Origin of the sequence: Zafaria cholistanensis (assembly GCF_008580665.1) — a bacterium.
In the GTDB taxonomy this organism is placed as follows: Bacteria; Actinomycetota; Actinomycetes; order Actinomycetales; family Micrococcaceae; genus Zafaria; species Zafaria cholistanensis.
Genome location: NZ_BKDJ01000017.1, coordinates 31,554 through 58,297, shown reverse-complemented (window position 1 = coordinate 58,297; position 26,744 = coordinate 31,554). Strand labels below are relative to the sequence as shown.

The window sequence follows — 26,744 nt, the reverse complement described above, 5'->3', positions numbered from 1 at the left end:
AGACGACCGCCGCCGAAACGGCCGCCCCGGAAGCCCCCGCCGAAGCCGCCGAGGGCGGGGCGGCACGGACCGCCGGCGTCGAGGCCCCTGCCGAGGAGCGCCCCGAACGCACCGGCCGCAACCGCCGCGACCGCAACCGCAACCGCCGCGAGGAGCGCGAGGCCGAGGCCGGCGAGCAGGGGCAGCAGCGCGAATCCCGCGAGCAGGGCCAGCAGCGCGAATCCCGCGAGCAGGGCCAGCAGCGCGAGGCGGCCCAGCGCGAGCAGCAGGGCACCCGCGACTCCCGCCGCGAGCGCACCCGCGAGCGCAACGACCGCACCCGCGACCGCAACGACCGCAACGAGCGCCGCCGCGGCCGCGGCCGCAACCAGGTCGAGGTCGACGACACCGAGCTGACCGAGGACGATGTCCTGCTGCCGGTGGCCGGCATCCTGGATGTGCTGGAGAACTACGCCTTCGTGCGCACCTCCGGCTACCTGCCCGGGCCGAACGACGTCTATGTCTCGCTGAACCAGGTCAAGCGCTACAACCTGCGCAAGGGTGACGCCGTCGTCGGCGCCATCCGCGCCCCGCGCGACGGCGAGAACGCCGCCGCCGCCCGCCAGAAGTTCAACGCCCTGGTCCGCATGACCACGGTCAACGGCAAGCCGGTCGAGGAGAACAAGGACCGCGTCGAGTTCAGCAAGCTCGTCCCGCTCTACCCCTCCGAGCGGCTGCGCCTGGAGACCGACCCGAAGCTGGTCGGCCCGCGCGTGATCGACCTGGTTGCCCCCATCGGCAAGGGCCAGCGCGGCCTGATCGTCTCCCCGCCGAAGGCCGGCAAGACGCTGATCCTGCAGTCGATCGCCAACGCGATCACGATCAACAACCCGGAAGTCCACCTCATGATGGTGCTCGTCGACGAGCGTCCGGAAGAGGTCACGGACATGCAGCGCACGGTCAAGGGCGAGGTCATCGCCTCCACCTTCGACCGTCCCGCGGACGACCACACCACGGTCGCCGAGCTGGCGATCGAGCGCGCCAAGCGCCTGGTGGAACTGGGCATGGACGTCGTGGTGCTGCTGGACTCGATGACCCGCCTGGGCCGCGCCTACAACCTCAGCGCCCCCGCCTCCGGCCGCATCCTCTCCGGTGGTGTGGACTCCTCGGCGCTGTACCCGCCGAAGCGCTTCTTCGGCGCCGCGCGCAACATCGAGAACGGCGGCTCGCTGACCATCCTGGCCACCGCCCTGGTGGAGACCGGGTCCAAGATGGACGAGGTCATCTTCGAGGAGTTCAAGGGCACCGGCAACATGGAACTGCGCCTGTCCCGCCAGCTGGCGGACAAGCGCATCTTCCCGGCCGTGGACGTCAACGCCTCCGGCACCCGCCGCGAGGAGAACCTGCTGTCCCAGGACGAGGTCAAGATCATGTGGCGGCTGCGCCGCGTGCTCTCCGGCCTGGACACGCAGCAGGCGCTGGAGCTGCTCACGAGCAAGATCCGCGACACCCAGTCCAACGCGGAGTTCCTCATGCTGGTGAACCGCACCACGCTCGGAACCAAGGACAACTAGCGTCCCAGCCGCCCAGGCCCGCCGTGCACCGCACGGCGGGCCTGGGCTTCGGCCGTTAACGCGGGAGGGACGACGGCGCCCGCGCGGGCCCCCTGCCGCCGTCGTGCAAACCCCCGAATCCGTCCTGAGAAAGAGAATGACCACCATGTTCGAATCCGTCCAAGGCCTGCTCGACGAGCACGCCGAGCTTCAGCGCCGGCTCAGCGACCCCGCCGTCTACCAGGACCAGGCGCTGGCCCGCAAGCTGGGCCGCCGCGGCGCGCAGCTCAACGGCATCGTCGAGGCCCACCGGCGCTGGAAGCAGATCACCGAGGACCTGGCGGCCGCCCGCGAGATGGCCGACGAGGACCCGGACTTCGCGGCCGAGGTGGCCGAACTCGAGGAGGCCCTGCCGGCCGCCGAGGAGAAGCTGCGCCGGCTGCTCATCCCGCGTGACCCCAACGACGCCCGCAACGTGATCCTCGAGGTCAAGGGTGGCGAGGGCGGGGACGAGGCGGCCCTGTTCGCCGCCGACCTGCTGCGCATGTACACGCGCTACGCCGAGTCCAAGGGCTGGAAGACGGAGATGATCTCCTACAACGAGTCGGACCTCGGCGGCTACAAGGACGCGCAGGTTGCCATCAAGGGCACCTCCAACGACCCCGCCGAGGGCGTCTACGCGCACCTGAAGTACGAGGGCGGCGTGCACCGCGTCCAGCGCGTTCCCGTGACGGAGTCCCAGGGCCGCATCCACACCTCGGCCGCCGGGGTGCTGGTGCTGCCGGAGGTCGACGAGCCCGAAGAGATCGAGATCCACCAGAATGACCTCAAGATCGACGTCTACCGCTCTTCCGGCCCCGGCGGACAGTCGGTCAACACCACCGACTCCGCGGTGCGCATCACCCACCTGCCCACCGGCATCGTGGTGGCCATGCAGAACGAGAAGTCCCAGCTGCAGAACCGCGAAGCCGCGATGCGCGTGCTCCGCTCCCGCCTGCTGGCCCACCAGCAGGAGCAGATCGACGCGGAAAACTCCGCGGCCCGGGCCTCCCAGGTGCGCACCATGGACCGCTCCGAGCGCATCCGCACCTACAACTTCCCGGAAAACCGCATCGCGGACCACCGCACCGGCTACAAGGCGTACAACCTCGACGCGGTCATGAACGGGGACCTCGAGCCGGTCATCCAGTCCTGCATTGAGATGGACGAACAGTCCCGCCTCGATGCCCTCGCCGACGAGAAGAAGTAGGTCCCCGGTGCCTGATGCCCGTACCGGCCCGCAGGGCGCGGACCGGGACCTGGACCAGGCGCTGCGCGAGGCCGCGGCCCGGCTCTCCGTGGCCGGGGTGCCGACCCCGCGCGTGGACGCCGAGCTGCTGGCCGCCCACCTGCTGGGCGTCGGACGCGGCCGCGTGGCCGCGCTGGCGCTGGCCGGGGCGCCCGTCCCGGACGGTTTCGACGACCTGGTGGGGGAGCGCTGCCGGCGCATCCCGCTGCAGCACCTCACCGGCGTCGCCCACTTCCGCCACCTCGAGCTGGCCGTGGGACCGGGGGTCTTCGTTCCCCGCCCGGAGACCGAGACGGTGGCGCAGTTGGCGATTGACCGCGCCGCGCTGTTGCCCGCGCCGGTGGTCGCCGACCTGGGCACCGGGTCCGGCGCAATCGCGGCCGCCCTCGCCTCCGAGGTGCCCGGGGCCCGCGTGGTGGCCGTGGAGCTCAGTGACCTTGCCCACGCCTGGGCCGAACGCAACCTGGCCCCGCACGGGGTGGAACTGGTCCTGGGGGACCTGGCCACGGCCCTTCCCGAACGCAACGGGACCTTCGACGTCGTGGTCAGCAACCCGCCCTACATTCCCGCCGCGGCGGTCCCCAACGAACCCGAGGCGCGGGACCACGATCCCGAGATGGCCCTGTACGGCGGGGGCGAGGACGGAATGCGCCTGCCCGCGGCGGCGGCGGCCACCGCGGCCCGGCTGCTCAAGCCCGGAGGGTTCTTTGTCATGGAGCACGCCGAGGTGCAGGCTCCGGCGGTTGCGGCGCTGCTGCGCTCCAGCGGCGACTGGGAGTCGGTGGCGACCCACCAGGACCTCGCCGGGCGCGACCGCTGCACCTCCGGCATCCGCCGCAATCCACAGATTCGCATGGAAGAATGACCCCGTGACATCACGCTTTGACTGCCAGAATGAACAGGAAAAGGCCGCCGGCCTCGAGGCCGCCCGCGCAGCCATCGCGGCGAAGCAGTGCGTGGTGCTGCCGACCGACACCGTCTACGGCATTGCCGCGGACGCGTTCTCCCCGCAGGCCGTAGCCACGCTGCTGGCGGCCAAGGGCCGCGGCCGCACCATGCCGCCGCCGGTCCTGATCCCGCACGCGGCCACCCTGGACGGGCTGGCCACCGAGGTGAACGGGGACGCCCGCGCGCTGGCGGAGGCGTTCTGGCCCGGCCCGCTGACGCTGATCCTGCGCTCCCAGCCCTCCCTGACCTGGGACCTGGGGGAAACCCGGGGAACCGTCGCGCTGCGCATCCCGGACGACCCGCTGGCCCGCGAGCTTCTTGAGGCCACCGGCCCGCTGGCGGTGTCCTCGGCCAACCGCACCGGAAACCCCGCCGCGGCCACCGCGGCCGAGGCCGAGGAACAGCTCGGCGGCGCCGTAGCGGTCTACCTCGAGGACGGCCGGCGCCCGGTCGCGGGGGAGTCCCTGGCCTCCACGATCGTCGACTGCACCGGCCCGGTGCCCGCCGTCGTCCGCCAGGGGGCCCTGCCGCTGGAGGAGCTGCGCCGCGTGGTCCCCGCCGTGCTCGGCCTGGGCGAAGAACGACTGGGCGAGGAGCCGGCCACGCAGCCATGAGGGTCTACATCCTGCTCATGGGCGTTGCGTTCGCGGCGTCCTACCTGCTCACGCCGGTGATGCGCCGGCTGGGCCTGAGGGTCATGGGCTCGGCTCCGCTGCGCGACCGCGACGTCCACCTGAGCCCCATCCCCAAGCTCGGCGGTGTCGCCATGATCGCCGGCATCCTGGCGGGCCTGCTGGTGGCGTCCCGGATCCCCTTCCTGGAGGGCGTCTTCAGCGACACGGACCAGGTGCTCGGCGTCGTGGCCGCGGCCGGCCTGATCCTGCTGATCGGCGTGGCCGACGACATCTGGGACCTGCGCTGGTACGTCAAGTTCGCCGGCCAGACGCTGGTGGGGTTGACTGTCGCGTTCTCCGGCGTCCGGCTGGAGGCCATGCCCGTGGGCTGGATCCACATTTCCAGCGAGCCCCTGCAGATCGTGCTCACCACCTTCCTGGTGGTCCTGACCATGAACGCCATCAACTTCGTCGACGGCCTGGACGGGCTGGCCGCGGGCATGGCGGCCATCGGCGCCGCCGCGTTCTTCATCTACTGCTACCTGCTGGCGCGCACCATCAACGAGTACGACCACTCCAACTACTCCGCCCTGCTGATGGCCCTGCTGCTGGGCTCGTGCCTGGGCTTCCTTCCGCACAACTTCAACCCCGCGAAGATCTTCATGGGGGAGTCCGGGGCCATGATCATCGGCCTGATGATGGCCGTCGCCACCATTGCGGTGACCACCGACCTCGATGCGCTGGAAGGCTTCCGCTTCCGTAACGTGCCCGCCTACATGCCGATCATCCTGCCCATCGCGGTGATCCTGCTGCCGATGGCGGATCTGGTCCTGGCCATCATCCGGCGCACCGCCCGGGGGCGTTCGCCCTTCTCCGCAGACCGCGGGCACCTGCACCACAAACTGGTCGACGGCGGCTACTCGCACCGCCAGGCGGTGCTGATGCTCTACCTGTGGTCGGCGCTGGTGGCCTTCGGCACGGTGTCGTTCAACTTCTTCGATCCCAACGTGCTGATCCCCGTGCTGGCCGTGCTGCTGGTCGGGGCCGCGTGGCTGACCATGCGCCCGCTGCTGCGCCACGCCCGGGGCGCCCGGGACGCCCGCTAGCCGCATTTTCCCGTGAGGTTGGTGCGCGGCCGGCCCGTGGCTGGCCCATGGGCGGGGTAGGGCCGGCGGCCGCCGCAGGCGTGTGACCGGCGGCACGTCCGGGCCCGGCGTCACACGCGCGGGTGGAAGTTCTATCTCGTGTAGAATTTTCGCTGGCGTCCCATCCGGCGCCGTCCACAGATCCACGCACCGCAAGCGACGGGACCACCATGACCACCAATGGCAGCGGTAGGCCTTCCGTGCCCTCCGCCTCCGGGGCCACCCCCGGGCCCTGGCTGGCGATCCTTCGCACCTGCCTTGTGGCCACCGCGGTCCTGGTGGCGGTGCTTGCCGCCGCCGCGGGCCTGGTCTCCGGGTCCCTGGCGGGCGCCGCCAGCGCCGTCGCGGGCGGCCTGCTCGTGGCCGTGTTCTTCGGCATCAGCCTGCTGGTGGGCCACCTGGTCGGCCGGCGCAACCCGTCGGCCGCGCTCGGCGCCTTCCTGGCCGGGTACGTCATCAAGGTGCTTGGCTTCGGCGTGCTGGCCTTCGGAGTCGGACGGCCCGAGTGGCTGGACACGCTGTGGTTCTTCGTCGCCGCCGTCGCGTCCGTGGTGGTGTGGCAGGCCGCCGAGCTGCGCGCCTTCTCCAAGCTGCGGCTGCGCCTTTACGACGAGCCGGCCGATGGCCCCGCGCCGCAGGAGGGAGGTGCCCGTGGGCACTGAGAATACCGGGGGCCCACGCGCCGCCGGAATGAGCTGGCGCCGGGCCCTGGCCACCTATGTCCTTGGCGGGATCCTCGCCTGGGGTTTGGTAGGGTGGGGGTTGGACTTCCTGTTGCATACCCGCTGGATCTGGATCGTCGGCGCCGTTTTGGGTGCGGGCGGAGGGTACTACCTGGCCCGCCTCCACAGAGACGACCGCGCCCCCGGGCGCGGCGCGGAGGAAAATTCGTGACAGCCCAAAAACTTCATTTGGGGGACAGCCGCGCCGCGGCGGACCACCCACCATGCCCAATGACGGACACCTGCAGAGAGGAAACGCGTTGATCGCGCTTGCGCTTCCGGCGGAAACTGAAAATGGCGGCTTCCACGCCCCCGGCCTCGAAGACTTGCATCTTCCCGAAATCCTTCCGTGGGGGGCTGAATACGGCACCGGCTTCGGCAAGCAGATGCTGCTTGTCCTGCTCTCCATCGCACTGATCTCCTGGTTCCTCGTTGCGGCCTCCCGCCGCGGTGCGATGGTCCCGGGCAAGTTCCAGTTCCTGGGGGAGTACTCGTACAGCTTCGTGCGCAACTCGGTGGGCAAGGACGTCATCGGCGAACGCGACTTCAGGCCGTTCATCCCGCTGCTGGTCTCCCTCTTCTTCTTCATCCTGGTGAACAACCTGTTCGGTTCGATCCCGCTGCTGCAGCTGCCGACCACCTCCCACGTGGGCACGGCCTACGCGCTGGCCGGCATCGTGTACGTGTTCTGGATCGGCCTGGGCATCAAGAAGCACGGCCTGCGCTACTTCAAGGTCGCCACGGTCCCCTCCGGCGTGCCGAAGGCCATCCTGCCGCTGATCGTGGTCATCGAGATCATCTCCACCTTCTTCGTCCGGCCGATCACGCACAGCCTCCGTCTCTTCGCGACCATGCTCTCCGGCCACCTGATCATCGCGCTCTCCGCCGCCGGCAGCTCCTTCCTGCTCCTGGAGGCCGACGGGCTGCTCAAGCCGCTGGGCCTGCTGACCCTCGCGGGCGGCGTCGGAATGTACCTGTTCGAAATCCTGATCCAGGTCCTGCAGGCCTACGTGTTCGTCCTGCTGACCGCGATCTACATCCAAGGCTCCCTGGCCGAGGACCACTAGACCATCCCCTCGCGGGGATCGATGCAAAACCAGCAACCTGTTGCGGGCCAGTAAGGCGCGCGGCATCTTGAAAGGAAAACAATGGAAGTTCACGGCTCTCTCAACCTCATCGGCTACGGTCTCTCCGCCATCGGCGGTGGTATCGGTGTGGGTCTCGTCTTCGCCGCGTACATCAACGGTGTTGCCCGCCAGCCGGAGGCCCAGCGCGTCCTGCAGCCGATCGCCTTCCTGGGTCTGGCACTGACCGAAGCCCTCGCCATCCTCGGCCTGGTTTTCTCCTTCGTTATCGGCGCCTAACGGCACCCCTTCCATAACGCAGGCTCTGGTTATAGAAAGACGGGTGAAATATGAACAACGCAGTTATCCTCGCAGCTGAAGGCGCTAACCCGCTGATCCCCAATGTGTGGGAAATCGTGGTGACGGTCATCGGCTTCGCCATCCTGCTGTTCATCGTCTCCAAGTTTGTCGTTCCGGCATTCGAGAAGACCTATGAAGAGCGTTCGGCGGCGATCGAAGGCGGCATCGCCAAGGCGGAGGCCGCGCAGGCCGAAGCCAACGCCGCGCTGGAGTCGTACAAGCAGCAGCTGACCGACGCCCGCACCGAGGCAAACCGCATCCGTGAGGAAGCGCGCGCCGAAGGTGCACAGATCCTGGCCGACCTGAAGGAGAAGGCGGCGGCCGAGTCCGCGCGCATCACCGAGCAGGCCCACGTCCAGATCGAGGCGGAGCGCCAGGCGGCCGTTGCGTCCCTGCGCAACGAGGTCGGTACCCTGGCCACCGCGCTGGCCGGCAAGATCGTTGGCGAGTCCCTCGCCGACGACGCCCGCTCCGCACGTGTGGTGGACCGCTTCCTGTCCGACCTCGAGTCCCAGCAGAGCGCAGGTGCATCGAAATAATGGCAGGTGTATCGAGCGAGTCATTGTCCGCGGCGCAGGCCGCGCTGGAGGCCAAGCTGCCGACGGCGACCCTGTCCCTGGCGGAGGACCTCTTTGGCATCCTTGGCATTCTGGACGGTAACCCCGGACTGCTCCGCGCCCTGACTGATCCGGCTCGCGAGGGCAAGGACAAGGCTGCGCTGGTTTCGCAGCTTCTGGCGGGGAAGGTCTCGGCCGACGCCGTGGCCATCGTCGCCGACCTTGCTTCCGCGCGCTGGGGCTCGGCACGTGACATTGTGGACGCACTGGAGACCCTGGCCGCGTCGGTGGCGATTGCCGTCGCCGAGAACCAGGGGCTCGGCCCCGCGGGCCTCGAGGCCCTTGAAGAGGACCTCTTCCGGTTCAACCGAGTGGTCGGGTCCAACCACGAGCTGCAGCGCGCGCTCGACGATTCACGGGCGCCGGCCAAGGCGCGCAGCGCCTTGGCCCTGAAGGTTGTGCCCGGGATCGGCGCGGTTGCGCGCCTGCTGGTGACCCAGGCTGTGGCCGCCCCGCGCGGCCTCAAGCCGATGGCACTGGTGCAGCGCTTCCTGGAGCTTGTTGCCAAGCGGCAGCAGCGGTGGATCGCACAGGTCAGCGTCACCCGTCCGCTGACGGCGGAGCAGAGCCACCGTCTGCAGGCCGGCCTGGACAACCTCTACGGGCGCAAGCTGAAGATCAATGTCACCGTCGACCCGACACTAGTTGGCGGCGTCCGCGTGGCTGTGGGGGACGAGGTTGTTGACGCAACCGCCGCGACCCGCCTCGCGGAACTCCGCCGGAGGCTGGCAGGCTAGGACCCTTCGGGGTCCTGGCCTGGCGCCCGAGAACAGACATCACACACCGGTCGTCGCTGCGAAACAAGGCGATGATCACAATTTAGGAGAGCAGGGACTGCAGATGGCCGAATTGACCATCAACGCCGATGACGTCCGCAATGCCTTGAACGATTTCGCGGCGTCCTATGAACCGGGCACCGCGGAGCGCGTCGAGGTCGGCCACGTCACAACGGCTGGCGACGGCATCGCCAAGGTGGAGGGTCTTCCCTCCGTCATGGCGAACGAGCTGATTCGCTTCGAAGACGGCACCCTGGGCCTGGCCCAGAACCTCGACACCCGCGAGATCGGCGTCGTCGTGCTTGGCGACTTCACCGGCATCGAAGAAGGCCAGGAAGTCTACCGCACCGGGGAGATCCTCTCCGTGCCGGTTGGCGACGCCTTCCTCGGCCGCGTGGTCGACCCGCTGGGACAGCCCATCGACGACCTTGGCGCCATCGAGGCCGAGGGCCGCCGCGCCCTGGAGCTCCAGGCTCCGGGCGTCACCCAGCGCAAGTCGGTCCACGAGCCGCTGCAGACCGGCCTCAAGGCCATCGACGCGATGATTCCGATCGGCCGCGGCCAGCGCCAGCTGCTCATCGGCGACCGCCAGACCGGCAAGACCGCCATCGCGGTCGACACCATCATCAACCAGAAGGCCAACTGGGCCACGGGCGATGTCACCAAGCAGGTCCGCTGCATCTACGTCGCGATCGGCCAGAAGGCCTCCACCATCGCGGCCGTGCGCCAGACCCTCGAGGACAACGGCGCGCTGGAATACACCACCATCGTGGCTTCCCCGGCGTCCGACTCCGCGGGCTTCAAGTACCTGGCCCCCTACGCCGGCTCGGCGATCGGCCAGCACTGGATGTACGGCGGCAAGCACGTCCTGATCGTGTTCGACGACCTGTCCAAGCAGGCGGAAGCCTACCGCGCGGTGTCCCTGCTGCTCCGCCGTCCGCCGGGACGCGAAGCCTACCCCGGCGACGTGTTCTACCTGCACTCCCGCCTCCTGGAGCGTTGCGCCAAGCTCTCCGACGAGCTCGGTGCCGGCTCGATGACCGGCCTGCCGCTGATCGAGACCAAGGCCAATGACGTCTCGGCCTACATCCCGACCAACGTCATCTCCATCACCGACGGACAGATCTTCCTGCAGTCGGACCTGTTCAACGCCAACCAGCGTCCGGCCGTCGACGTGGGCATCTCGGTGTCCCGCGTCGGTGGTGCCGCGCAGGTCAAGGCCATGAAGAAGGTCTCCGGCACGCTGAAGCTCGAGCTGGCCCAGTACCGCGACATGCAGGCCTTCGCCATGTTCGCCTCGGACCTGGACGCCGCCTCCAAGCAGCAGCTGACCCGCGGCGCGCGCCTCATGGAACTGCTCAAGCAGGGCCAGTACGCACCGTTCCCGGTCGAGGAGCAGGTTGTCTCCGTCTGGGCCGGCACCAACGGCTACCTGGACGACGTCCCGGTCGAGGACGTCCGCCGCTTCGAGGCAGAGTTCCTGGACCACCTGCGCCACCGCACCCAGGTGCTGACCACGCTGGCCCAGACCAACGTGCTCGAGGACTCCACGGTGGACGCACTCAAGGCCAGCATCGCGGACTTCAAGAAGGGCTTCTTCGGCGTGGGCGACAACCACCTCGTTGCCGCGGGCCACGAGGAGTTCCCGGCACTGGGCGAAGAGAACGTCGACCAGGAAAAGATCGTCAAGCAGAAGCGCTGACCCCCATCCGCAACGCGGTGCCGGCCCTGGCCGGCACCGCGTCCAGCGGATAAGGAAAGGAAAAACATGGGAGCCCAGATCCGGGTCTACCGCCAGAAGATCTCCTCGACGTCGTCGATGCGCAAGATCTTCAAGGCGATGGAACTGATCGCCACTTCCCGCATCGGCAAGGCGCGCAGCCGCGTCGCGGCGTCCGCGCCGTATGCCAATGCGATCACCCGTGCTGTTTCTGCCGTGTCGTCCCAGTCCGAGATCGACCACCCGCTGACGACCGAGCCGGAGCAGATCCGCCGCTCGGCCGTCCTGGTGATGACCTCGGACCGCGGCCTTGCCGGTTCCTACTCCGCCAGCGTGCTTAAGCAGGCGGAGCAGCTCGTCGAACTCCTTCGTGAAGAAGGCAAGGAAGTCAAGATGTACCTGAGCGGCCGCAAGGCCCAGGCGTACTTCGACTTCCGCTCGCGCGAGTACGCGAAGGTCTGGACCGGGGGCACCGACAACCCCGAGTTCTCCGTCGCGCAGGAAATCGGGAAGGCCCTGCTCGAGGACTTCAGCACCGCCTACGAGGACGGGGGAGTCGACGAGATCCACGTCGTCTTCACCCAGTTCAAGTCGATGGTCGTGCAGGAACCCACCGTGATCCGCCTGCTGCCCCTCGAGGTGGTTGAGGAGGAGGTCACCGACCAGGCCGAACTGCTGCCGCTCTACGAATACGAGCCGGAGCCCGAACAGGTGCTGGATGCGCTGCTGCCGCGCTACATCGAGTCCCGCATCTTTGCGGCGCTCCTGCAGGCCGCCGCTTCCGAACTGGCGGCACGCCAGCGCGCGATGAAGTCCGCGGGGGACAACGCCAGCGAGTTGATCAAGAAGTACACGCGACTTCGCAACAACGCGCGCCAGGCGGAGATCACCCAGGAACTCACCGAGATCGTCGGCGGCGCCGACGCCCTCAGCGCGTCCTAGCCACCCGAGCACAACGCAACCCACGCTATAAACACAAGCGAAGTGAGAGACATGACTGCCCAACTGAATGAGCAGGGAACCGCCGCCGCGGCGTCCGGTGCCATCGGCCGCATCGCGCGCGTCATCGGCCCGGTCGTCGACGTGGAATTCCCGGCTGACGCCCTCCCCGAGATTTACAACGCCCTCACCACCGAGGTCACGCTCAACGGTGAGACCAAGACCATCACGTTCGAGACCGCCCTCCACCTGGGCGACAACCTCGTGCGCGCCATCTCCCTGCAGGCGACCGACGGCCTCGTCCGCGGCACCCAGGTGAGGGACTCCGGCGCCCCGATCTCCGTCCCGGTCGGGGACGGCGTCAAGGGCCACATCTTCAACGTCCTCGGCAAGCCGCTGGACGTCGAGGAGTCCGAGCTGCAGGTGACGGAGCGCTGGCCGATCCACCGCAAGGCCCCGCACTTCGCGACGCTGGAAGGCTCCACCGAGATGCTGGAGACCGGCATCAAGGTGATCGACCTGCTGACCCCGTACATCAAGGGCGGCAAGATCGGCCTGTTCGGCGGCGCAGGCGTCGGCAAGACCGTGCTGATCCAGGAAATGATCACCCGTGTCGCGCGCAACTTCGGCGGCACCTCGGTGTTCGCCGGCGTCGGCGAGCGTACCCGCGAGGGCAACGATCTCTGGGTCGAAATGGAAGAGGCCGGCGTCCTGAAGGACACCGCCCTCGTGTTCGGCCAGATGGACGAGCCGCCGGGAACGCGTCTGCGCGTGGCCCTGTCCGCGCTGACCATGGCGGAGTACTTCCGCGATGTGCAGAACCAGGACGTGCTGCTCTTCATCGACAACATCTTCCGCTTCACCCAGGCCGGTTCCGAGGTCTCCACGCTGCTGGGCCGCATGCCCTCCGCCGTGGGCTACCAGCCGAACCTGGCCGACGAGATGGGCCTCCTGCAGGAGCGCATCACCTCGACCAAGGGCCACTCGATCACCTCCATGCAGGCGATCTACGTCCCCGCCGACGACTACACCGACCCGGCTCCGGCGACGACCTTCGCCCACCTGGATGCGACCACGGAACTTTCCCGTGAAATCGCCTCCCGTGGCCTGTACCCGGCCGTGGATCCGCTGACCTCCACCTCGCGTATCCTCGACCCGCAGTACGTCGGCCAGGACCACTACGACACCGCCGTGCGCGTCAAGCAGATCCTCCAGAAGAACAAGGAACTGCAGGACATCATCGCCATCCTCGGTGTCGACGAACTGTCCGAAGAGGACAAGATCGTCGTGGCCCGCGCCCGCCGCATCCAGCAGTTCCTGTCCCAGAACACCTACACCGCGAAGCAGTTCACCGGTGTCGAGGGCTCGACCGTGTCCATCAAGGACACCATCGAGGGCTTCAAGGCGATCTGCGACGGCGACCTTGACCACATCGCGGAGCAGGCGTTCTTCAACGTCGGTGGCCTCGACGACGTCGAGCGCCAGTGGGCCAAGATCCAGGAATCGACCAAGTAGCCATGGCTGAGCTCGAAGTCGAGATCGTTGCGGCGGACCACTTCGTGTGGTCCGGTGCGGCGAGCAAGGTCAACGCACGCACCAGCGACGGCGAGATCGGCGTCCTGCCGGGCCACAGCCCCGTGCTGGCCGTCCTTGCCGCCGGTGAGCTGTCGATCGAACCGGTCGAGGGCTCCCGCTTCACGCTCCAGGCCGACGGCGGTTTCTTCTCCGTCGACAAGGACCGGGTCGTGATCGTCGCCGACAACGCCAAGCTGGACGACACCGTCACGGCAGGGAACCGCTAGTCCCGCCTTGAACGAGGTCGGCATTTCCCTAGTCGCCCTGGCCGCGGCGCTGCTGCTGGTCCTGGCGGTGCTGGCTGCCATGGGGGTGCGCCGCATGAGTTTGCGGCGTGCCCTCGGCACCTTCGACGCCTCCATCTCCTCCGCGGACAAGCGGTGGACGATGGGGGTTTGTCGTTATGCGGACCACGAGCTGGAGTTCCTCCGCCTGTTCACGCTGTCCCCGCTCCCGGCCCGGCGCTTCCTGCGCAGCTCGCTGGAGATGCGCGGGTGGCGGGCGCCTGAGGAGAACGAGATCCGCCGGGTGCCTCCGGGCAGCGTGGTGGTCACGTTGGGCTACCGGGACGAGACCATCCTGCTGGCGATGGACTACGGCGCCTACACGGGGCTGAGCTCCTGGCTGGAGGCCGGCCCCGTGGCCGGCATCGGCATCTGGCGCTGAGCCCGCACGCGCCCGCCGCGGCTTCCGCGGCAGCCAGGCTGGCAAACGCAAGGGGCCGCATCCCGCGAGGGATGCGGCCCCTTCTCCGTGCCGCGGCTGCGGCCGGATCGGACGAACTAGAGGGCGACGACGCCGGTGGCCTGCGGCCCCTTGGCGCCCTGCCCGATCTCGAACTCCACCCGCTGGTTTTCCTCCAGCGTGCGGAAGCCGTTGGACTGGATCTCCGAGTAGTGGACGAAGACGTCGCCTTCGGCGCCGTCCGGGGTGATGAAGCCAAAGCCCTTTTCGGCGTTGAACCACTTCACGGTGCCCTGAGCCATATGTTTCTCCTCCGGTCTGGACGATACGTCCGGCACACCGTGCGCCGGACGGGCGGTGCCCAAGTGAGAAGAACTGCCCCCATTTGTGGAGCGGCGACTTCACACCCGCAACCTGCTTTGCGGGTATTACAATCACCAACACAAAGACTGGGAACAGCATCACACAGGGGTGTGGGCAGGTCAACGGTCTTTTTGCCAAAAGGCGGAATGTAACGAGGAATTCACCCGGTGCGGCCGCAGGGGGGCGCTATGTTTCGCTATGTTGCCCGGTTGTTGGGTTCCAGTTCAACGCCGCGGCGGTACACCGCCCGCAGGCGCAGGTCGGGGGAGAGCACCAGCAGGTCGGCCCGGAAGCCCGCGTGCAGGGCCCCCACCTCGTCGGCCAGCCCCAGTACGGTGGCCGGAACGCAGGTGGCCGAAACCACGGCCTCGGCCAGCGGTACTCCGGCCTCCACGGTGGAGCGCAGGACCTCCAGCAGGGTGGCGGTTCCCCCGGCCAGGCGGCCGTCAGCGGCCAGCCGGGCCTCTCCGCCGCGCACCACCACGTCCGCCCGGCCCAGCCGGTAGTCGCCGTCGGGCAGGCCGGTGGCGGCCATCGAGTCGGTGACCAGGGCGACCGCCTCCGGCCCGGCCAGGGCAAAGACCGCACGGACGGTCTCCGGGGCCAGATGGTGGCCGTCCGCGATGAGTTCGACGACGGCCCCGCCGGTGGCGGCCGCCTCGAGGCATGCGGTGACGGCCCCCGGGCGGCGGTGGTGCGGCGGCGTCATGGCGTTGAACAGGTGGGTCACGGTGGGGCGCTCGGTGAAGCCGTCGAAGCCGGCGGACGCAAGCTCCTCGCGGGCCAGCCGCAGCGAGGCCGCGGTGGTCTCCAGGTCCGCGTCGGTGTGGCCGATCGAGGGAACGACGCCGTGCTGGGCCAGCTGCTCCACCAGTCCGTCGGCGTCGGCCAGTTCGGGCGCATAGGTCATGGTGCGCAGCTGCCCGCGGGAGACGGCCACCAGCGCATCCACGAAGCCGGGGTCGGGATCGGTCAGCACGGAGGGGTCCTGGGCGCCGCAGCGGGACGCGGCCAGGAAGGGGCCCTCGGCGTGGATCCCCTCAACCAGGCCCTCTTCGGCGAGCCCGGCCAGGGTCCCGGCCGCCTCCAGCATGGCCTCGGGAGGGGCGGAGACCAGGCTCGCCAGCAGGGTGGTGGTGCCGGCCTGGTGCAGGAAGTCAACCGCCCGGCGGACCATGGCCGGGTCCGCGGACGCGAAGTCACCGCCGGCGGCGCCGTGGCAGTGGAGGTCGACGAGGCCGGGCAGCAGCAGCGAACCGGCCGGCACGTCCACGCCCGCGTAGCTGCCGGCCTCGGGCAGGGTCTCGAACTCGGCGGCGGGCCCGGCGAAAGCGATCCGGTCGCCGTCGAAGGCCACGGCGCCGTCCCCGATGCTGCGGTCGTCGCTGATCAGGTGGCCGCGGATGACCAGGCGGCCGGAAGCTTCGCTGGTAGTCATGCCCCCATCATAGGCACCCCGCCGCTAGAACAGGCGGGCGTCGCTGTCGTCGACGCCGCGCATCGCGTCGTAGTCCAGCAGCAGGCACTCGATGCCGCGGTCGGTGGCCAGGGTGCGCGCCTGCGGCTTGATCTGCTGGGCCGCGAAGATGCCACGGACCGGGGCCAGCAGCGGGTCGCGGTTCATCAGCTCCAGGTAGCGGGTGAGCTGTTCGACGCCGTCGATGTCGCCGCGCCGCTTCAGTTCCACCGCAACCGTCCCGCCGGCGGCGTCGCGGGCCAGGATGTCCACCGGGCCGATCGGGGTCATGTATTCGCGGCGCACCAGCGTGAACCCCGCTCCGAGCAGGGTGATCTGCTCGGCGAGCAGGCGCTGCAGGTCCGCCTCGACGCCGTCCTTGACCAGGCCAGGGTCGATGCCCAACTCGTGGCTGGTGTCGTGCAGGGTCTCGTGGATGCGGATGACCAGCCGGTCGTCGGTCTTGGCGTGCTGGACCTGCCAAATGTCCTCGACGCCGGCCTCGCGCTCGTCCTCGTCCGGAGGGAGCGTGCGCAGGGACGCGGGCGGGCTCATCCAATTCAGCGGCTTGTAGGAGCCGCCGTCGGAATGGATGAGGACGGAACCGTCCGCCTTGACCATCAGCAGGCGGGTCGCCAGGGGCAGGTGGGCCCGCAGGCGGCCCTCGTAGTCGACGGAGCACCGGGCAATCACTAAACGCACGGAAGTCCACTGTACCGGCATCGGTGCCGGGAGTGCGGCACAATGGAGGGCATGCCGCGCTCCAACCGTCCCCGCCGCCCAGCCGCCGGCGGGCGTTCCCCCGCCCGCGGAAAATGGGCCCGCGGCGGACCGGACGACGCCCGGGGCGGGTTCGAGCGGGCCCGGTTCGGGATCGACGAGCTGCAGGAGGCCCCCGACGGGGCCTGGCACGTGCGCCGCATCTCGCCCACCAACGCGGCCAAGACCTACACCTGCCCGGGGTGCCGGAACCAGATTTCGCCCGGGATCGAGCATATTGTCGCCTGGCGCGCGGACGCGTGGTTCGGCGATGACCGGGCCGCCGCCGAGCGCCGGCACTGGCACGCCCACTGCTGGCGCACGCGCAGCCACCGCTACCTCTAAGGCCGCCAGGACCGTCCGGTGATCCAGATTGCAGCGCCCCTCCGGGCCGACACCGTCCTTCCGGCCCTGCGCCGCCGCATCGGGCTGGGCACCGCTGACGGGTTGCGGCTGGTGGGCGAGCTGGCGCTGCCGGAGGGCCGCCCGCCCGCGGCCACGCTGGTGATGTGCCACCCGCTGCCCACCGGCGGGGGGTCCATGGATTCCCACGTGTTCCGGAAGGCCTCCTTCCGGCTGCCGGCGCTGGCCGGGCTGGCGGTGCTGCGCTTCAACACCCGCGGCACCGGGTCCCCGCACGGGCGCAGCGAAGGGGAGTTCGGGGACGGGGTGGGGGAACGCTTCGACGTGGAGGCGGCGGTGGATTTCGCGCTGGCCCGGGGCCTTCCCGCGCCGTGGCTGGTGGGCTGGTCCTTCGGCACCGAGCTGGCCCTGAAGTATGGGGCGGTGGAACCGCTGGGAGCGCGCACCGCCGGGGCCGTGCTGCTGTCCCCGCCGCTGCGCCGCGCCGGGGACGCCGACCTGGACGCGTGGGCGGCCTCCGGCAAGCCGCTGACGGTGCTGGTCCCGGAGCGCGACCACCTCCTGCGCCCGGCCGAGGCCGTGCGGCGCTTCGCCCGGGTCCCGCAGGCCCGCGTGGTCCCGGTGGAGGGCGCCCGGCACCTGTGGCTGGGGGAGAAGTACGCCTCGGCGGCGCTGAACGGGATCGTCGCGGCGGTGCTGGGCCCCGCCGGGAAGGGCTAGCGGCGGTCCTGGCGGGCGATGAAGACCTCCTTCAGCAGCAGCATGGCCGCGGCCGCCAGCGGGATCGCCATGAGCGCGCCGGCAATCCCCATGAGCGCGCCGCCGGCGATCACCGCGATCACCGCCACCGCGCCGGGCACGGCGACGGCTCGGTGCATGATGCGCGGGGAGATGAAATAGGCCTCGAACTGCAGGTACGCGAAGTACAGCACCGCGTACGTGATGCCGGGCTGCCACCCCACGGTCAGCGCGATCAGGGAGACCAGGATGCCGGCGATCAGGGCGCCCACCAGGGGCACGAACGCGAGGATCGCGACCACCAGGGCCAGCAGGATGCTGAAGGGCACCCCCACGATGCTCATGATGATGAACGCGTAGGTGGCGTTGAGGAAGGCGACCACCGCCTGGCCCATCACGTAGTTGCCCACGCTGTTGGTGATCTGTTCCGAGAGCGCCTGCACGCGGGCGCGGCGCGAACGCGGGGCCAGGCGGTAGGCCCAGGCCTTCATTCCCGGCAGCGAGGCCAGGAAGTACACCGCCAGCACCAGGACGGTCAGCGTTCCGAAGAGGGTCTGGGCGATCACCGTTCCGGCGCCGATCACCCCGCCGAACAGCCCGCCCACCGCGCCGCTGTCGGCGAAGAACTTGTTGACCTCCTCGGTCAACCGGTCCCGGATCTGGAACTGCGAGTCGATGCTCAGGAAGAATTCGGAGGCCAGGAAGTCGTCGACATAGCCGGGAGCGTTCTCCACGAACTGCCCCGTCTGGGACACGAGGGTGGGGATCAGGGTGCCGAAGAACGCCGCGGCGCCCAGTGCCAGCAGCGCCATGGCCATCAGCACGCCCAGGGGGCGCGGCAGGTTCCGGGCCTCGGCCCAGCGCACCAGCGGGTCCAGGCCGAGCGCGATGAACAGCGCCACGGCGATCCACACCATCAACTGTCCGACGTTCGTCAGGACGAAGAACCCCAGCAGCGCAAGCCCCACGCCCACCGCCCCCAGGAACCCCGTGGCAATGGGATGGTTGGCCCACGCGATGGAGTGCGGCCCGAACGGTTCCGCGGCGCCGTCCTCGGGCTCGGGCGGGACGGCATACCGTGCCCTGCGTCCCAGGGGAGCAAGGGCCGCCGCCAGCCGCCGGAGCCGGCCGGCGGGCGGTCCCGCCGGCACCGGGGCGGCGGTTTCCCGGGGCTGGGACGGTGGCGCTTCCGTGGCGGGAAGGCTGGAGCCGTCAGGGCCGGGAGCGGGGTGGGGCTCCGCCCCGGCCCCGGGGAATGGGGCGGGTGGCGGCTGCCCCTGGTCGTCGTTCGTCACCCTTCCGAGCCTACCCCGGCCCGCGGACGTGCCCGTGGTCCCGCACACGTCCGGGAACCGGCGCGTTGACCGGTTCGTTACCCTTAAGTTGATGGGCCGTCCGCCGCCAGGAGCGGAGTCCGGCCGCCCCGGGACTGGAACAGACCCCGAATCCGACCCAGCCGTGAGGTGCATAGTGAGATTGCTGATATCCGTGTTGTCCATCCTGCTTGGTGCCGTGGCCCTTCTGGTCGGCATCGGGCAGAAGACCTTCTGGGCGCCGCCGGAAATCGCCACGGCAACGCTGGCCGTTCCCCTGGAAGGCGCCCCGGTGACGGTGATCGAACCCGGGGTCGCCTCGGTGCCGGGTTCGCCGGTCGACATCGCCATCGACGCGGAGGGCGAGTTCACGCTGTCCCTGGGCCGGTCGGCCGATGTTGAGGCCTGGGTCGGCAGCGCCGCCCACAACACGGTGTCCGGGGTCGATGCCGAGCAGGGAACCCTGCTGGCCGAACACACCCCCGGGGACGCCACGGTTCCGAACCCGCGGGATTCGGATCTCTGGGTCGCCACGCAAAGCGCCGAGGGGCACCTGGTGCACCAGTGGACCGAGCCGGCCGAGGGCGAGTGGTCCCTGCTGGTCGCCGCGGACGGCACCCAGCCCGCACCCACCGCGGTCACCGTCTCCTGGCCCAACGACGCCAGCACCCCCTTCGCGATTCCACTGATGATTCTTGGCGCCCTGCTGCTCATCTTCGGGCTCGCCGTCGCGGCCGGCATGCGCCGTGGAGGCGCCGGTGGCGGATCGGGGTCCGCCGCCGGACGCGGCAGGGCCGGCAGCGCTCCGGCCCCGGCCGGCGGCCGCGGCTTCGAGGAAACCGCGTTCGGCGGCCCGCCCGCCGGGCCTGCCGGAACGGCCGGGGAAAAGCCCGCCGGCGAGGGGCCACACGGCAGGAACGAACCGCCCGTCGCGCGCCGCGCCGCCACCCGCCTCGCCGCCGCCGCCGCGGCCGGCCTCCTGGCCGCGCTGCCGGCGCTCCCCGCCCAGGCGGCCACCACGCCGGCGCCGTCCTCCGGACCCGCCAGCGAGTCCGCGCCGCCCGCGGACTCCTACCCGGTGCTGCTGGAGGCCCAGCTGGAACGCATCCTCGAATCGGTGGTGGCCGCCGTGGAGGAGGGTGACAAGGCCAAGGACGCCGGCAAGCTGGGGGACCGCGTCGGCGGCAAGGCCCTGGAACTGCGCCAGGCCAACTACGCGCTCCAGGCCAAGGGCGCGGACATCGGCGCGCCGGTGGCGCTGGCCGCTGCTCCCGTCCGCTCGGCCGCCGTCACCACCAGCACCGAGTGGCCGCGCACGGCCATGGCCGTGACCTGGGTCGAGAATGCCAGGGTTCCACAGGTCCTGGTCCTGCGCCAGGACTCGGCCCGCGCAAACTACAAGCTGGTCTCCAGCCCGTCGGTCCTGCCGGGCTCCTCCTTCCCGGGCATCGCCGTGGGCGACACCTCGGTGAGCACCCTCCCGCTGGACTCCAAGCTCTCCCGCACCCCCAAGGAGGCCGCCCAAGCGGTGGCCGACTACCTGAGCGACGGAAACTCGGAGGCCAAGGACAGGGTCCAGGAGAACGTCTTCATCTCCTCGATGCACACGGCGCAGGACGAGCTGAAGAACGCCAACCAGAATGCGACGATCAAGTTCTCGCGCACCGTGGACGAGGGGCAGACCGTGGCCCTGTCCACCCCCGATGGCGGGGCCCTGGTGGCCACCTACGTCACCAGCACGGTCACCAGCACCCCGAAGGAGGAGGGCGGTACCGTCGAACTCGACGACCTCAGCGCCGCCTCCGCCGGGGAGGACTCCACCACCAAGGGCGTGGACGTGGTCTACGGGGAACCAATGGTCCTCTATGTTCCGGCCAGCGGCAGCCAGGACAAGATCTCCCTGCTGGCCGCCGACGACGTGTTCCTCTCGGCCAAGCTGAAGTAGCGGCGCCGCCCGGGGCCTGTCGCCGCCCGGGATCCGGCGGTGGCCGGGCCCGGGCTGCGGCGTGTGCGGAAACCCGCGTGTCCGGAATCGGGTGTGGTGGGGGCGGGGGCGCCCGCGCGGCGGCATAGAGTATGACCATGACCACCACGCCCGAACCCGCAGCGCCCGCCTCCCGGGGCGCAGTTGACCTGTCCGCCCTTGGCCATGCTCCCGCGCCCGCCGCGGGGACCGGCGCCGGCCCTGCCGCCCCGGAGGCGTCCCGGCCCCCGGCCGGCTCCTGGTCCCGCCCCGTGGGCCAGCAGGACTTCGCCGACCTGATGCAGCTGTCCGCCCGCGTCCCGGTCGTCGTGTCCCTGGGCAGTGCCCGCCTGCCGGTCTCCGCCGAGATCGATGCGGTCCTGGCCTCCGCCGTCGACGCCCAGGCCGGACGCCTGGTCCTGGCGACCGTGGACACCGACCGGGAGCCGGCCATAGCCCAGGCCTTCCGCATCCAGCAGGTCCCCGCCGTCGTCGCCCTGCTCAACGGCCAGCCCGTGCCGATGTTCCAGGGAGCGGCCGCGCCGGAGGAAATCCGCGCGCTGCTGGACGAGCTGGTGCAGCTGGGCGTGCAGCACGGCGTGGCCGGCACGGTGCCGCCCTTCAGCCAGGGCGGCGGGGGTGAGGAGCCGGCACTGCCGCCCCTGCACCAGAAGGCGATCGAGGCCATCGACGCCGGCGACTACGAGGCCGCCGCGGCGGCCTACCGCCAGGCGCTCGCGGAGAAGCCCAACGACGCCGACGCCCAGACCGGCCTGAGCCAGGTCGGCCTGCTGCAGCGCACCGCGGACCTGGACCTGCAGGCGGTGCGCCAGGCGGCCGCCGAACATCCGGACGGCCTCGCCGAGCAGCTCGCGGTCGCCGACCTCGACGTCGTGGGCGGGCATGTGGAGGACGCCTTCGCCCGCCTGGTGGCCTTCATCGGCCGCCACGCCGGGGAGGAGCGCGAGGCGGCCCGCCAGCGCCTGGTGGAGCTCTACGCCGTGGTCGGCGTCCAGGACCCCCGCGTCGTCAAGTCGCGCCAGGCCCTGGCGCGCGTCCTGTTCTAGCGGCTCCCGGAGGCTGCGGGCGCGGAGTCCTCACTTCGGATGACGCCCCGCGGCCGGGCCCGCTGCTAGCGTCGGTGCCATGACCATGCCATTGCCCTCCCTGCCGCCGGCCACCCCGCCGGTTACGCAACCGGCCCCCGCGATCGCGATGCGCGGGCTCGCCAAGCGCTTCGCGGACAAGGTTGCCGTCAACGGCATTTCCCTGGACGTTCCCGCCGGCTCTTTCTACGGGCTGGTGGGCCCCAACGGTGCCGGAAAGACCACGGCTTTATCCATGGTGACGGGCCTGCTGCGCCCCGACGCGGGCCAAGTCTGGGTGCATGGCGCCGACGTGTGGGCCGATCCGCGGGCGGCCAAGGCCATGATGGGGGTCCTCGCCGACGGCGTGCGCCTGTTCGACCGGCTCACCGGAAGGCAGTTGGTCACCTACGCGGGCCTGCTGCGCGGCATGGACCGGGACACGGTTGCCGCCCGCGCCGGGGACCTGCTGCACGTGCTGGGGCTTGAGGAGTCAGCGGGCAAGCTGGTCGTCGACTATTCGGCGGGCATGGCCAAAAAGATCGCCCTCGCCACCGCCCTCATCCATGCTCCGCGCGTGCTGGTGCTGGACGAGCCGTTCGAGGCGGTGGACCCCGTCTCCGCCGCGAGCATTCGCGGGATCCTTGCCGACTACGTGGCCCACGGCGGCACGGTGGTGGTCTCCAGCCACGTGATGGACCTGGTCCAGCGCATGTGCTCCCATGTGGCGGTGATCGCCGGGGGCAACCTGCTCGCGGCCGGCACCGTGGACGCCGTCCGCGCCGGCGGGAGCCTGGAGGACCGCTTCGTGGAGCTGGTGGGTGGCGGCTCCGCCACCGGGGGGCTGTCGTGGTTGCACACCTCCTGAGGCTGAAGGCGATCCTGCTGCGGAACGGTTTCCGGCGCAGCCCCTGGCAGCTGGTGGGCGTGGCGGCGGCCGGCCTCTACGGGCTGTTCCTGGTCGCCCTGCTGTTCATGGGGCTCTTCTACCTTGGCGGCACGGACCCGGGGTTCGCCGCCGCCGTCCTGGTGCCGGCCGTTTCCGCCGCCGTGCTGGGCTGGGCGCTGCTTCCGGTCCTGGCCACCGGCGTGGACCTGACCCTGGACCCCGCCCGCTTCACCACCTTCACGGTCCGTCCCTGGGAACTGGTGGCCGGGCTGCTGCTGAGCGGCTTCATCGGCGTGCCCGGCCTGGTGACGCTGTTCCTTTTCGCCGGCCAGGCGCTGGCCTGGCGCCAGGTGCCGGCCGCGGCGGCCGTGGCCGTACCCTGCGGCGTGCTGGCGGCGGTGCTGTGCCTGGCGCTGGCGAGGCTGACCACGACGGCGGCCTCGGCCCTCACCGCCAGCCGCCGCTTCCGCGACGCGGCCGCCGTGCTCCTGATCGTGCCGCTGCTCGGGCTGGGGCCCGTCCTCACCGTCGTCGTGGCCGGGTTCGAGGATGCCCTGGGGTGGCTGCCGCGGGCGGCGGCGGTGCTGGGCTGGACGCCGCTGGGATCCTTCGCCGCCGTTCCCGCGGACGTGGCGGCCGGGTCATGGGGCACGGCCGCGGTCCGCCTGGCGCTGTCGCTGGCGTACCTGGCCGCCGTCGTCGGGCTCTGGAAGCGCACCCTCGAACGGGCGCTGGAAACCCCGCGGGAGGGCCCCCGCGGGGGCAGGACGGCTTCGGGGCTGGGCGCCTTCGCCCGCTTCCCGGCCACGCCGTGGGGCGCCGTGGCCGCGCGCTGCCTGGCCTACTGGCGCCGGGATCCGCGCTACGCCGTGGCGATCCTGGCGGTCCCGCTGGTGCCGGCGATGATGTGGGTCGTCGCCGTGCAGGCCGGGTCCACGGCGCTCATGCTCTGGACCGGACCGATCGTGGCGGTCCTGCTGGCGTTCAGCATCTCCGCCGACGTCTCCTACGACAGCACCGCTTTCGCGCTGCACGCCACCAGCGGCATCCGCGGGGTGCATGACCGGCTCGGCCGGGTGGCCGCCTGCGCTGTGTTCGCCTTGCCGGCCGTCCTGGCGGCCGCGGTGCTGCCGCCGGTGCTGCTGGGGGAGGCCCGCCTGCTGCCGGGCGTGGCGGGGCTTTCCCTGGGTGCGCTGGCCAGCGGGTTCGGGGTGGCCTCCGTGGCCTCGGCGCGCTTCACCTATGCCGTCCCGCCGCCGGGGGAGAGCCCCTTCAAGAACCCGCCCGGGGCGGGGATGCGGATGGTGGTGGTGCAGCTGGCGACCATGTGGGTGATGGGCCTGCTGCTGCTGCCCCCGCTGGCCCTGCTGGTCGCGCACCTGGTGACCGGCAACGCCGCCTTCGGCTGGGCGGGCCTGGTGGCGGGACCGGCGCTGGGCGCCGTGCTGCTGGTGGCCGGGGTCCGGCTGGGCGGGCGCTGGTTCGATGCCCGGGTGCCGGAGCTGATGCAGGCCACGGTTTTGAACAGGTAGCCCCTGCCGGCGTCCACCGCCCTCCCGCCCCCCGCTTCGCACGCGGCCGGGCCCCCGGGCGCTAGACTGGGACGCATGAGCCTTCCCCCGGACCCCTTCAGGAACGACCCGCGCGACCCCGACTCCAGCGGCGGCGGCACGGCCACGATCGAGCGCCAGGAACAGCTCCAGGAGATCGAGCCGGGCGACCGCGAACGCTTCGCGCACTACGTGCGCAAGGAGAAGATCATGGAGTCGGCGCTCACCGGCGAACCCGTGATCGCGCTGTGCGGCAAGGTCTGGGTGCCCGGCCGGGACCCGAACAAGTTCCCCGTCTGCCCCGACTGCAAGGCCATCTACGAGGGCCTGCGTCCGGGCGGCGACGGCGGCAAGGGCGACGGCGGCAAGGGCGACGGCGGCAAGTAGCCCGTCCGTGTCGAAGGGACGGGACGCGCCCGTCCACGCGTAGGATTGAACACCGCCGGCGGCTGCCGGCAACCACACACGCCACCGAGCGTTCCTAGGAGGTTGGCCGTGGGCGATGCCCTGTTCACTTTGGGCGGGAACCTGCCGCCGGCATACCCCGAGCGCGCAGCATGGGGCACCGCGCCCAAGCTGCGCCAGTGGCAGGCGGAGGCCCTGGAGCTGTACTTCAGCCGGGCTCCCCAGGACTTCCTGGCGGTGGCGACCCCCGGGGCGGGCAAGACCACGTTCGCGCTGCGGGTGGCGAAGATGCTGGTGGACTCCGGCACCGTGAACCGCATCACCGTGGTCGCGCCGACCGACCACCTCAAGCGCCAGTGGGCCGATGCCGCCGCGCGGATCGGGCTCTCCATCGACCCGAACTTCAAGAACTCCGACGGGCGCCACGGCGCCGGGTTCATCGGCGTCGCCGTCACCTATGCACAGGTCGCCTCCAAGCCGCTGCTGCACCGGGCAAAGACCGAGGCGGCCCGCACCCTGGTCATCCTCGACGAGATTCACCACGGAGGTGACGCGCTCAGCTGGGGCGACGGCATCCGCGAGGCGTTCGACCCGGCCACCCGGAGGCTGGCGCTGACCGGCACCCCGTTCCGCTCCGACACCGCGCCCATCCCGTTCGTGGAGTACACCGAGGACAAGGACGGCATCCGCCGCTCCAAGGCGGACTACACCTACGGGTACGGCAACGCGCTCAAGGACCACGTGGTCCGGCCGGTGCTGTTCATGGCCTACTCGGGCTCCATGCGCTGGCGCACGTCAGCCGGCGAGGAAATGGAGGCCCAACTCGGCGAGGGCTTCACCAAGGACATCACCGCCCATGCGTGGCGCACCGCGCTGGACCCGCAGGGCGAGTGGATCCCCTCCGTCCTGGCCGCCGCGGACCGGCGCCTGACCGAGGTCCGGCGCACCGTGCCCGACGCCGGCGCGCTGGTCATCGCCACCGACCACGACGACGCCCGGGCCTACGCGGACCAGCTCAAGCGCATCACGGGCGAAAAGGTCACCGTGATCCTCTCCGACGACGCCAAGGCCTCGGAGAAGATCGAGGAGTTCTCCGCGGGGGACTCGCGCTGGATGGTGGCGGTGCGCATGGTGTCCGAGGGCGTCGACGTGCCCCGCCTGTGCGTGGGTGTCTACGCCACCAGCACCTCCACCCCGCTGTTCTTCGCCCAGGCGATCGGACGCTTCGTGCGCTCGCGCAAGCGCGGCGAGGTCGCCTCCGTGTTCCTGCCCTCCGTGCCGGCGCTGATGGAACTGGCCAACCAGATGGAACTCGAGCGCGACCACGCCCTGGACCGCCCGGAGCAGCACATCGAGGACCCCGACTTCGTCCCCGAAGAGTCCCTGATGGACGAGGCGAACCGCGAGGAAAAGGCCTCCGACGCGCTCACCAAGCAGAAGTTCGAGGCCCTGCATTCGCAGGCGTCCTTCGACCGGGTGCTGTTCGACGGCGGCGAGTTCGGCACCGGCGGGGCCGTGGGCTCCGAGGAGGAGCAGGACTTCCTCGGCATCCCCGGACTGCTGGACGCGGACCAGGTGGGCGTGCTGCTGCGCCAGCGCCAGCTGGACCAGGTCAGCCGCCGCCGCAACCGGCCGGCGGCGCACGCGGAGGAGACGGGGGCCGACGTCGTGGACCACCGCCAGCTGCTGGAGCTGCGCAACCAGCTCGCCAAGAACGTCTCCGCCTGGAGTGCCCGCACCGGAACCCCGCACGGGATCATCCACAACAAGCTGCGCGAGGTCTGCGGCGGCCCGGCGGTGGCCCAGGCCAACGCGGACCAGCTGAACCGGCGCCTGTCCAAGCTGCAGGACTGGTTCGTCGGGCGCAAGTAGCGCC

28 protein-coding genes are annotated in these 26,744 nt (G+C 70.5%); 24 read left to right on the top strand and 4 right to left on the bottom strand.

All coding sequences use genetic code 11. The features are described from left to right. The 16 genes from rho to NCCP_RS13295 all read left to right on the top strand — a co-directional run. A partial coding sequence (rho, locus tag NCCP_RS13370) for a transcription termination factor Rho (RefSeq protein ID WP_149957782.1) occupies window positions 1-1,553 on the top strand: 1,553 nt, incomplete at its 5' end. 145 nt (window positions 1,554-1,698) lie between these two features. Beyond that, window positions 1,699-2,781 carry a peptide chain release factor 1 gene (prfA, locus tag NCCP_RS13365; RefSeq protein ID WP_149957781.1) on the top strand — a complete coding sequence of 361 codons (1,083 nt, stop codon included), beginning with the start codon at window positions 1,699-1,701 and terminating at the stop codon, window positions 2,779-2,781. 7 nt (window positions 2,782-2,788) lie between these two features. Then, window positions 2,789-3,685, top strand: coding sequence for a peptide chain release factor N(5)-glutamine methyltransferase (gene prmC / locus NCCP_RS13360; RefSeq protein WP_225873834.1), 897 nt, complete (start codon window positions 2,789-2,791; stop codon window positions 3,683-3,685). A 4-nt stretch (window positions 3,686-3,689) separates the two neighbouring features. Next, entirely contained in the window at window positions 3,690-4,382 is a 693-nt protein-coding gene (locus tag NCCP_RS13355; RefSeq protein ID WP_149957779.1) for an L-threonylcarbamoyladenylate synthase, read from the top strand. Beyond that, window positions 4,379-5,488 carry an MraY family glycosyltransferase gene (locus NCCP_RS13350; protein WP_149957778.1) on the top strand — a complete coding sequence of 370 codons (1,110 nt, stop codon included), beginning with the start codon at window positions 4,379-4,381 and terminating at the stop codon, window positions 5,486-5,488. Before NCCP_RS13355 ends, NCCP_RS13350 begins: the two co-directional genes overlap by 4 nt. 209 nt (window positions 5,489-5,697) lie before the next feature. Beyond that, complete coding sequence (locus tag NCCP_RS13345; RefSeq protein WP_149957777.1) at window positions 5,698-6,189, top strand: Cg1360 family ATP-synthase-associated protein; 492 nt, start codon at window positions 5,698-5,700, stop codon at window positions 6,187-6,189. Next, window positions 6,179-6,421 (top strand): hypothetical protein, encoded by a 243-nt coding sequence (locus tag NCCP_RS13340; protein WP_149957776.1) that lies wholly within the window; start codon window positions 6,179-6,181, stop codon window positions 6,419-6,421. The genes NCCP_RS13345 and NCCP_RS13340 overlap by 11 nt, the downstream gene beginning before the upstream one ends. Window positions 6,422-6,509: 88 nt before the next feature. Continuing rightward, complete coding sequence (gene atpB, locus NCCP_RS13335) at window positions 6,510-7,316, top strand: F0F1 ATP synthase subunit A (RefSeq protein ID WP_149957775.1); 807 nt, start codon at window positions 6,510-6,512, stop codon at window positions 7,314-7,316. 81 nt (window positions 7,317-7,397) lie between these two features. Beyond that, complete coding sequence (locus NCCP_RS13330) at window positions 7,398-7,613, top strand: ATP synthase F0 subunit C (protein WP_149957774.1); 216 nt, start codon at window positions 7,398-7,400, stop codon at window positions 7,611-7,613. Between the two features lie 50 nt (window positions 7,614-7,663). Continuing rightward, a complete protein-coding gene (locus tag NCCP_RS13325) occupies window positions 7,664-8,212 on the top strand; it encodes a F0F1 ATP synthase subunit B (protein ID WP_149957773.1) in 549 nt (182 codons plus the stop codon). Then, a complete protein-coding gene (locus NCCP_RS13320) occupies window positions 8,212-9,027 on the top strand; it encodes a F0F1 ATP synthase subunit delta (protein WP_149957772.1) in 816 nt (271 codons plus the stop codon). The genes NCCP_RS13325 and NCCP_RS13320 overlap by 1 nt, the downstream gene beginning before the upstream one ends. 103 nt (window positions 9,028-9,130) lie before the next feature. Continuing rightward, a complete protein-coding gene (atpA, locus tag NCCP_RS13315) occupies window positions 9,131-10,768 on the top strand; it encodes a F0F1 ATP synthase subunit alpha (protein ID WP_149957771.1) in 1,638 nt (545 codons plus the stop codon). Window positions 10,769-10,834: 66 nt separating this feature from the next. After that, complete coding sequence (locus NCCP_RS13310; RefSeq protein WP_149957770.1) at window positions 10,835-11,728, top strand: F0F1 ATP synthase subunit gamma; 894 nt, start codon at window positions 10,835-10,837, stop codon at window positions 11,726-11,728. 51 nt (window positions 11,729-11,779) lie between these two features. Continuing rightward, window positions 11,780-13,240 (top strand): F0F1 ATP synthase subunit beta, encoded by a 1,461-nt coding sequence (gene atpD / locus NCCP_RS13305; RefSeq protein WP_149957786.1) that lies wholly within the window; start codon window positions 11,780-11,782, stop codon window positions 13,238-13,240. A 2-nt stretch (window positions 13,241-13,242) separates the two neighbouring features. Further along, window positions 13,243-13,527, top strand: coding sequence for a F0F1 ATP synthase subunit epsilon (locus NCCP_RS13300; RefSeq protein ID WP_149957769.1), 285 nt, complete (start codon window positions 13,243-13,245; stop codon window positions 13,525-13,527). A 7-nt stretch (window positions 13,528-13,534) separates the two neighbouring features. Next, window positions 13,535-13,966 (top strand): DUF2550 domain-containing protein, encoded by a 432-nt coding sequence (locus NCCP_RS13295; protein ID WP_149957768.1) that lies wholly within the window; start codon window positions 13,535-13,537, stop codon window positions 13,964-13,966. A 116-nt stretch (window positions 13,967-14,082) separates the two neighbouring features. Here the strand turns inward: NCCP_RS13295 and NCCP_RS13290 are convergent, their stop codons facing one another. The 3 genes from NCCP_RS13290 to nucS form a co-directional block, all read right to left on the bottom strand. After that, the gene (locus tag NCCP_RS13290; protein WP_149957767.1) at window positions 14,083-14,286 is read right to left on the bottom strand and encodes a cold-shock protein; all 204 of its coding nucleotides are present in this window, start codon (window positions 14,284-14,286) and stop codon (window positions 14,083-14,085) included. 257 nt (window positions 14,287-14,543) lie between these two features. Further along, window positions 14,544-15,785: an N-acetylglucosamine-6-phosphate deacetylase gene (locus NCCP_RS13285; RefSeq protein ID WP_149957766.1), complete on the bottom strand. Its 1,242-nt coding sequence runs from the start codon at window positions 15,783-15,785 to the stop codon at window positions 14,544-14,546. Window positions 15,786-15,809: 24 nt separating this feature from the next. Further along, window positions 15,810-16,505 (bottom strand): endonuclease NucS, encoded by a 696-nt coding sequence (gene nucS / locus NCCP_RS13280; protein WP_149957765.1) that lies wholly within the window; start codon window positions 16,503-16,505, stop codon window positions 15,810-15,812. 51 nt (window positions 16,506-16,556) lie between these two features. On the opposite strand from nucS, the gene NCCP_RS13275 reads away from it, so the two are divergent. Both NCCP_RS13275 and NCCP_RS13270 read left to right on the top strand, forming a co-directional pair. Next, a complete protein-coding gene (locus NCCP_RS13275; RefSeq protein ID WP_149957764.1) occupies window positions 16,557-16,907 on the top strand; it encodes a hypothetical protein in 351 nt (116 codons plus the stop codon). Between the two features lie 18 nt (window positions 16,908-16,925). After that, window positions 16,926-17,645, top strand: a complete 720-nt coding sequence (locus NCCP_RS13270) for an alpha/beta hydrolase (protein WP_149957763.1) — start codon at window positions 16,926-16,928, stop codon at window positions 17,643-17,645. On the opposite strand, the gene NCCP_RS13265 is transcribed toward NCCP_RS13270, so the two are convergent. Continuing rightward, window positions 17,642-18,958 (bottom strand): AI-2E family transporter, encoded by a 1,317-nt coding sequence (locus NCCP_RS13265; RefSeq protein ID WP_225873833.1) that lies wholly within the window; start codon window positions 18,956-18,958, stop codon window positions 17,642-17,644. The genes NCCP_RS13270 and NCCP_RS13265 overlap by 4 nt on opposite strands. Window positions 18,959-19,133: 175 nt before the next feature. On the opposite strand from NCCP_RS13265, the gene NCCP_RS13260 reads away from it, so the two are divergent. From NCCP_RS13260 to NCCP_RS13235, 6 genes are all read left to right on the top strand, one after another. Next, window positions 19,134-20,921, top strand: coding sequence for a DUF8094 domain-containing protein (locus NCCP_RS13260; RefSeq protein ID WP_149957761.1), 1,788 nt, complete (start codon window positions 19,134-19,136; stop codon window positions 20,919-20,921). Window positions 20,922-21,058: 137 nt separating this feature from the next. Then, on the top strand, window positions 21,059-22,006 hold the full coding sequence (locus NCCP_RS13255) for a tetratricopeptide repeat protein (protein WP_149957760.1): 948 nt from the start codon (window positions 21,059-21,061) through the stop codon (window positions 22,004-22,006). 79 nt (window positions 22,007-22,085) lie between these two features. Further along, window positions 22,086-22,892, top strand: a complete 807-nt coding sequence (locus NCCP_RS13250; RefSeq protein WP_149957759.1) for an ABC transporter ATP-binding protein — start codon at window positions 22,086-22,088, stop codon at window positions 22,890-22,892. After that, on the top strand, window positions 22,874-24,445 hold the full coding sequence (locus tag NCCP_RS13245) for a transporter (RefSeq protein WP_149957758.1): 1,572 nt from the start codon (window positions 22,874-22,876) through the stop codon (window positions 24,443-24,445). Before NCCP_RS13250 ends, NCCP_RS13245 begins: the two co-directional genes overlap by 19 nt. Before the next feature lie 75 nt (window positions 24,446-24,520). Then, window positions 24,521-24,850, top strand: coding sequence for a DUF3039 domain-containing protein (locus tag NCCP_RS13240; RefSeq protein ID WP_149957757.1), 330 nt, complete (start codon window positions 24,521-24,523; stop codon window positions 24,848-24,850). A 108-nt stretch (window positions 24,851-24,958) separates the two neighbouring features. Then, window positions 24,959-26,740 carry a DEAD/DEAH box helicase gene (locus NCCP_RS13235; protein WP_149957756.1) on the top strand — a complete coding sequence of 594 codons (1,782 nt, stop codon included), beginning with the start codon at window positions 24,959-24,961 and terminating at the stop codon, window positions 26,738-26,740. Window positions 26,741-26,744: the final 4 nt, after the last annotated feature.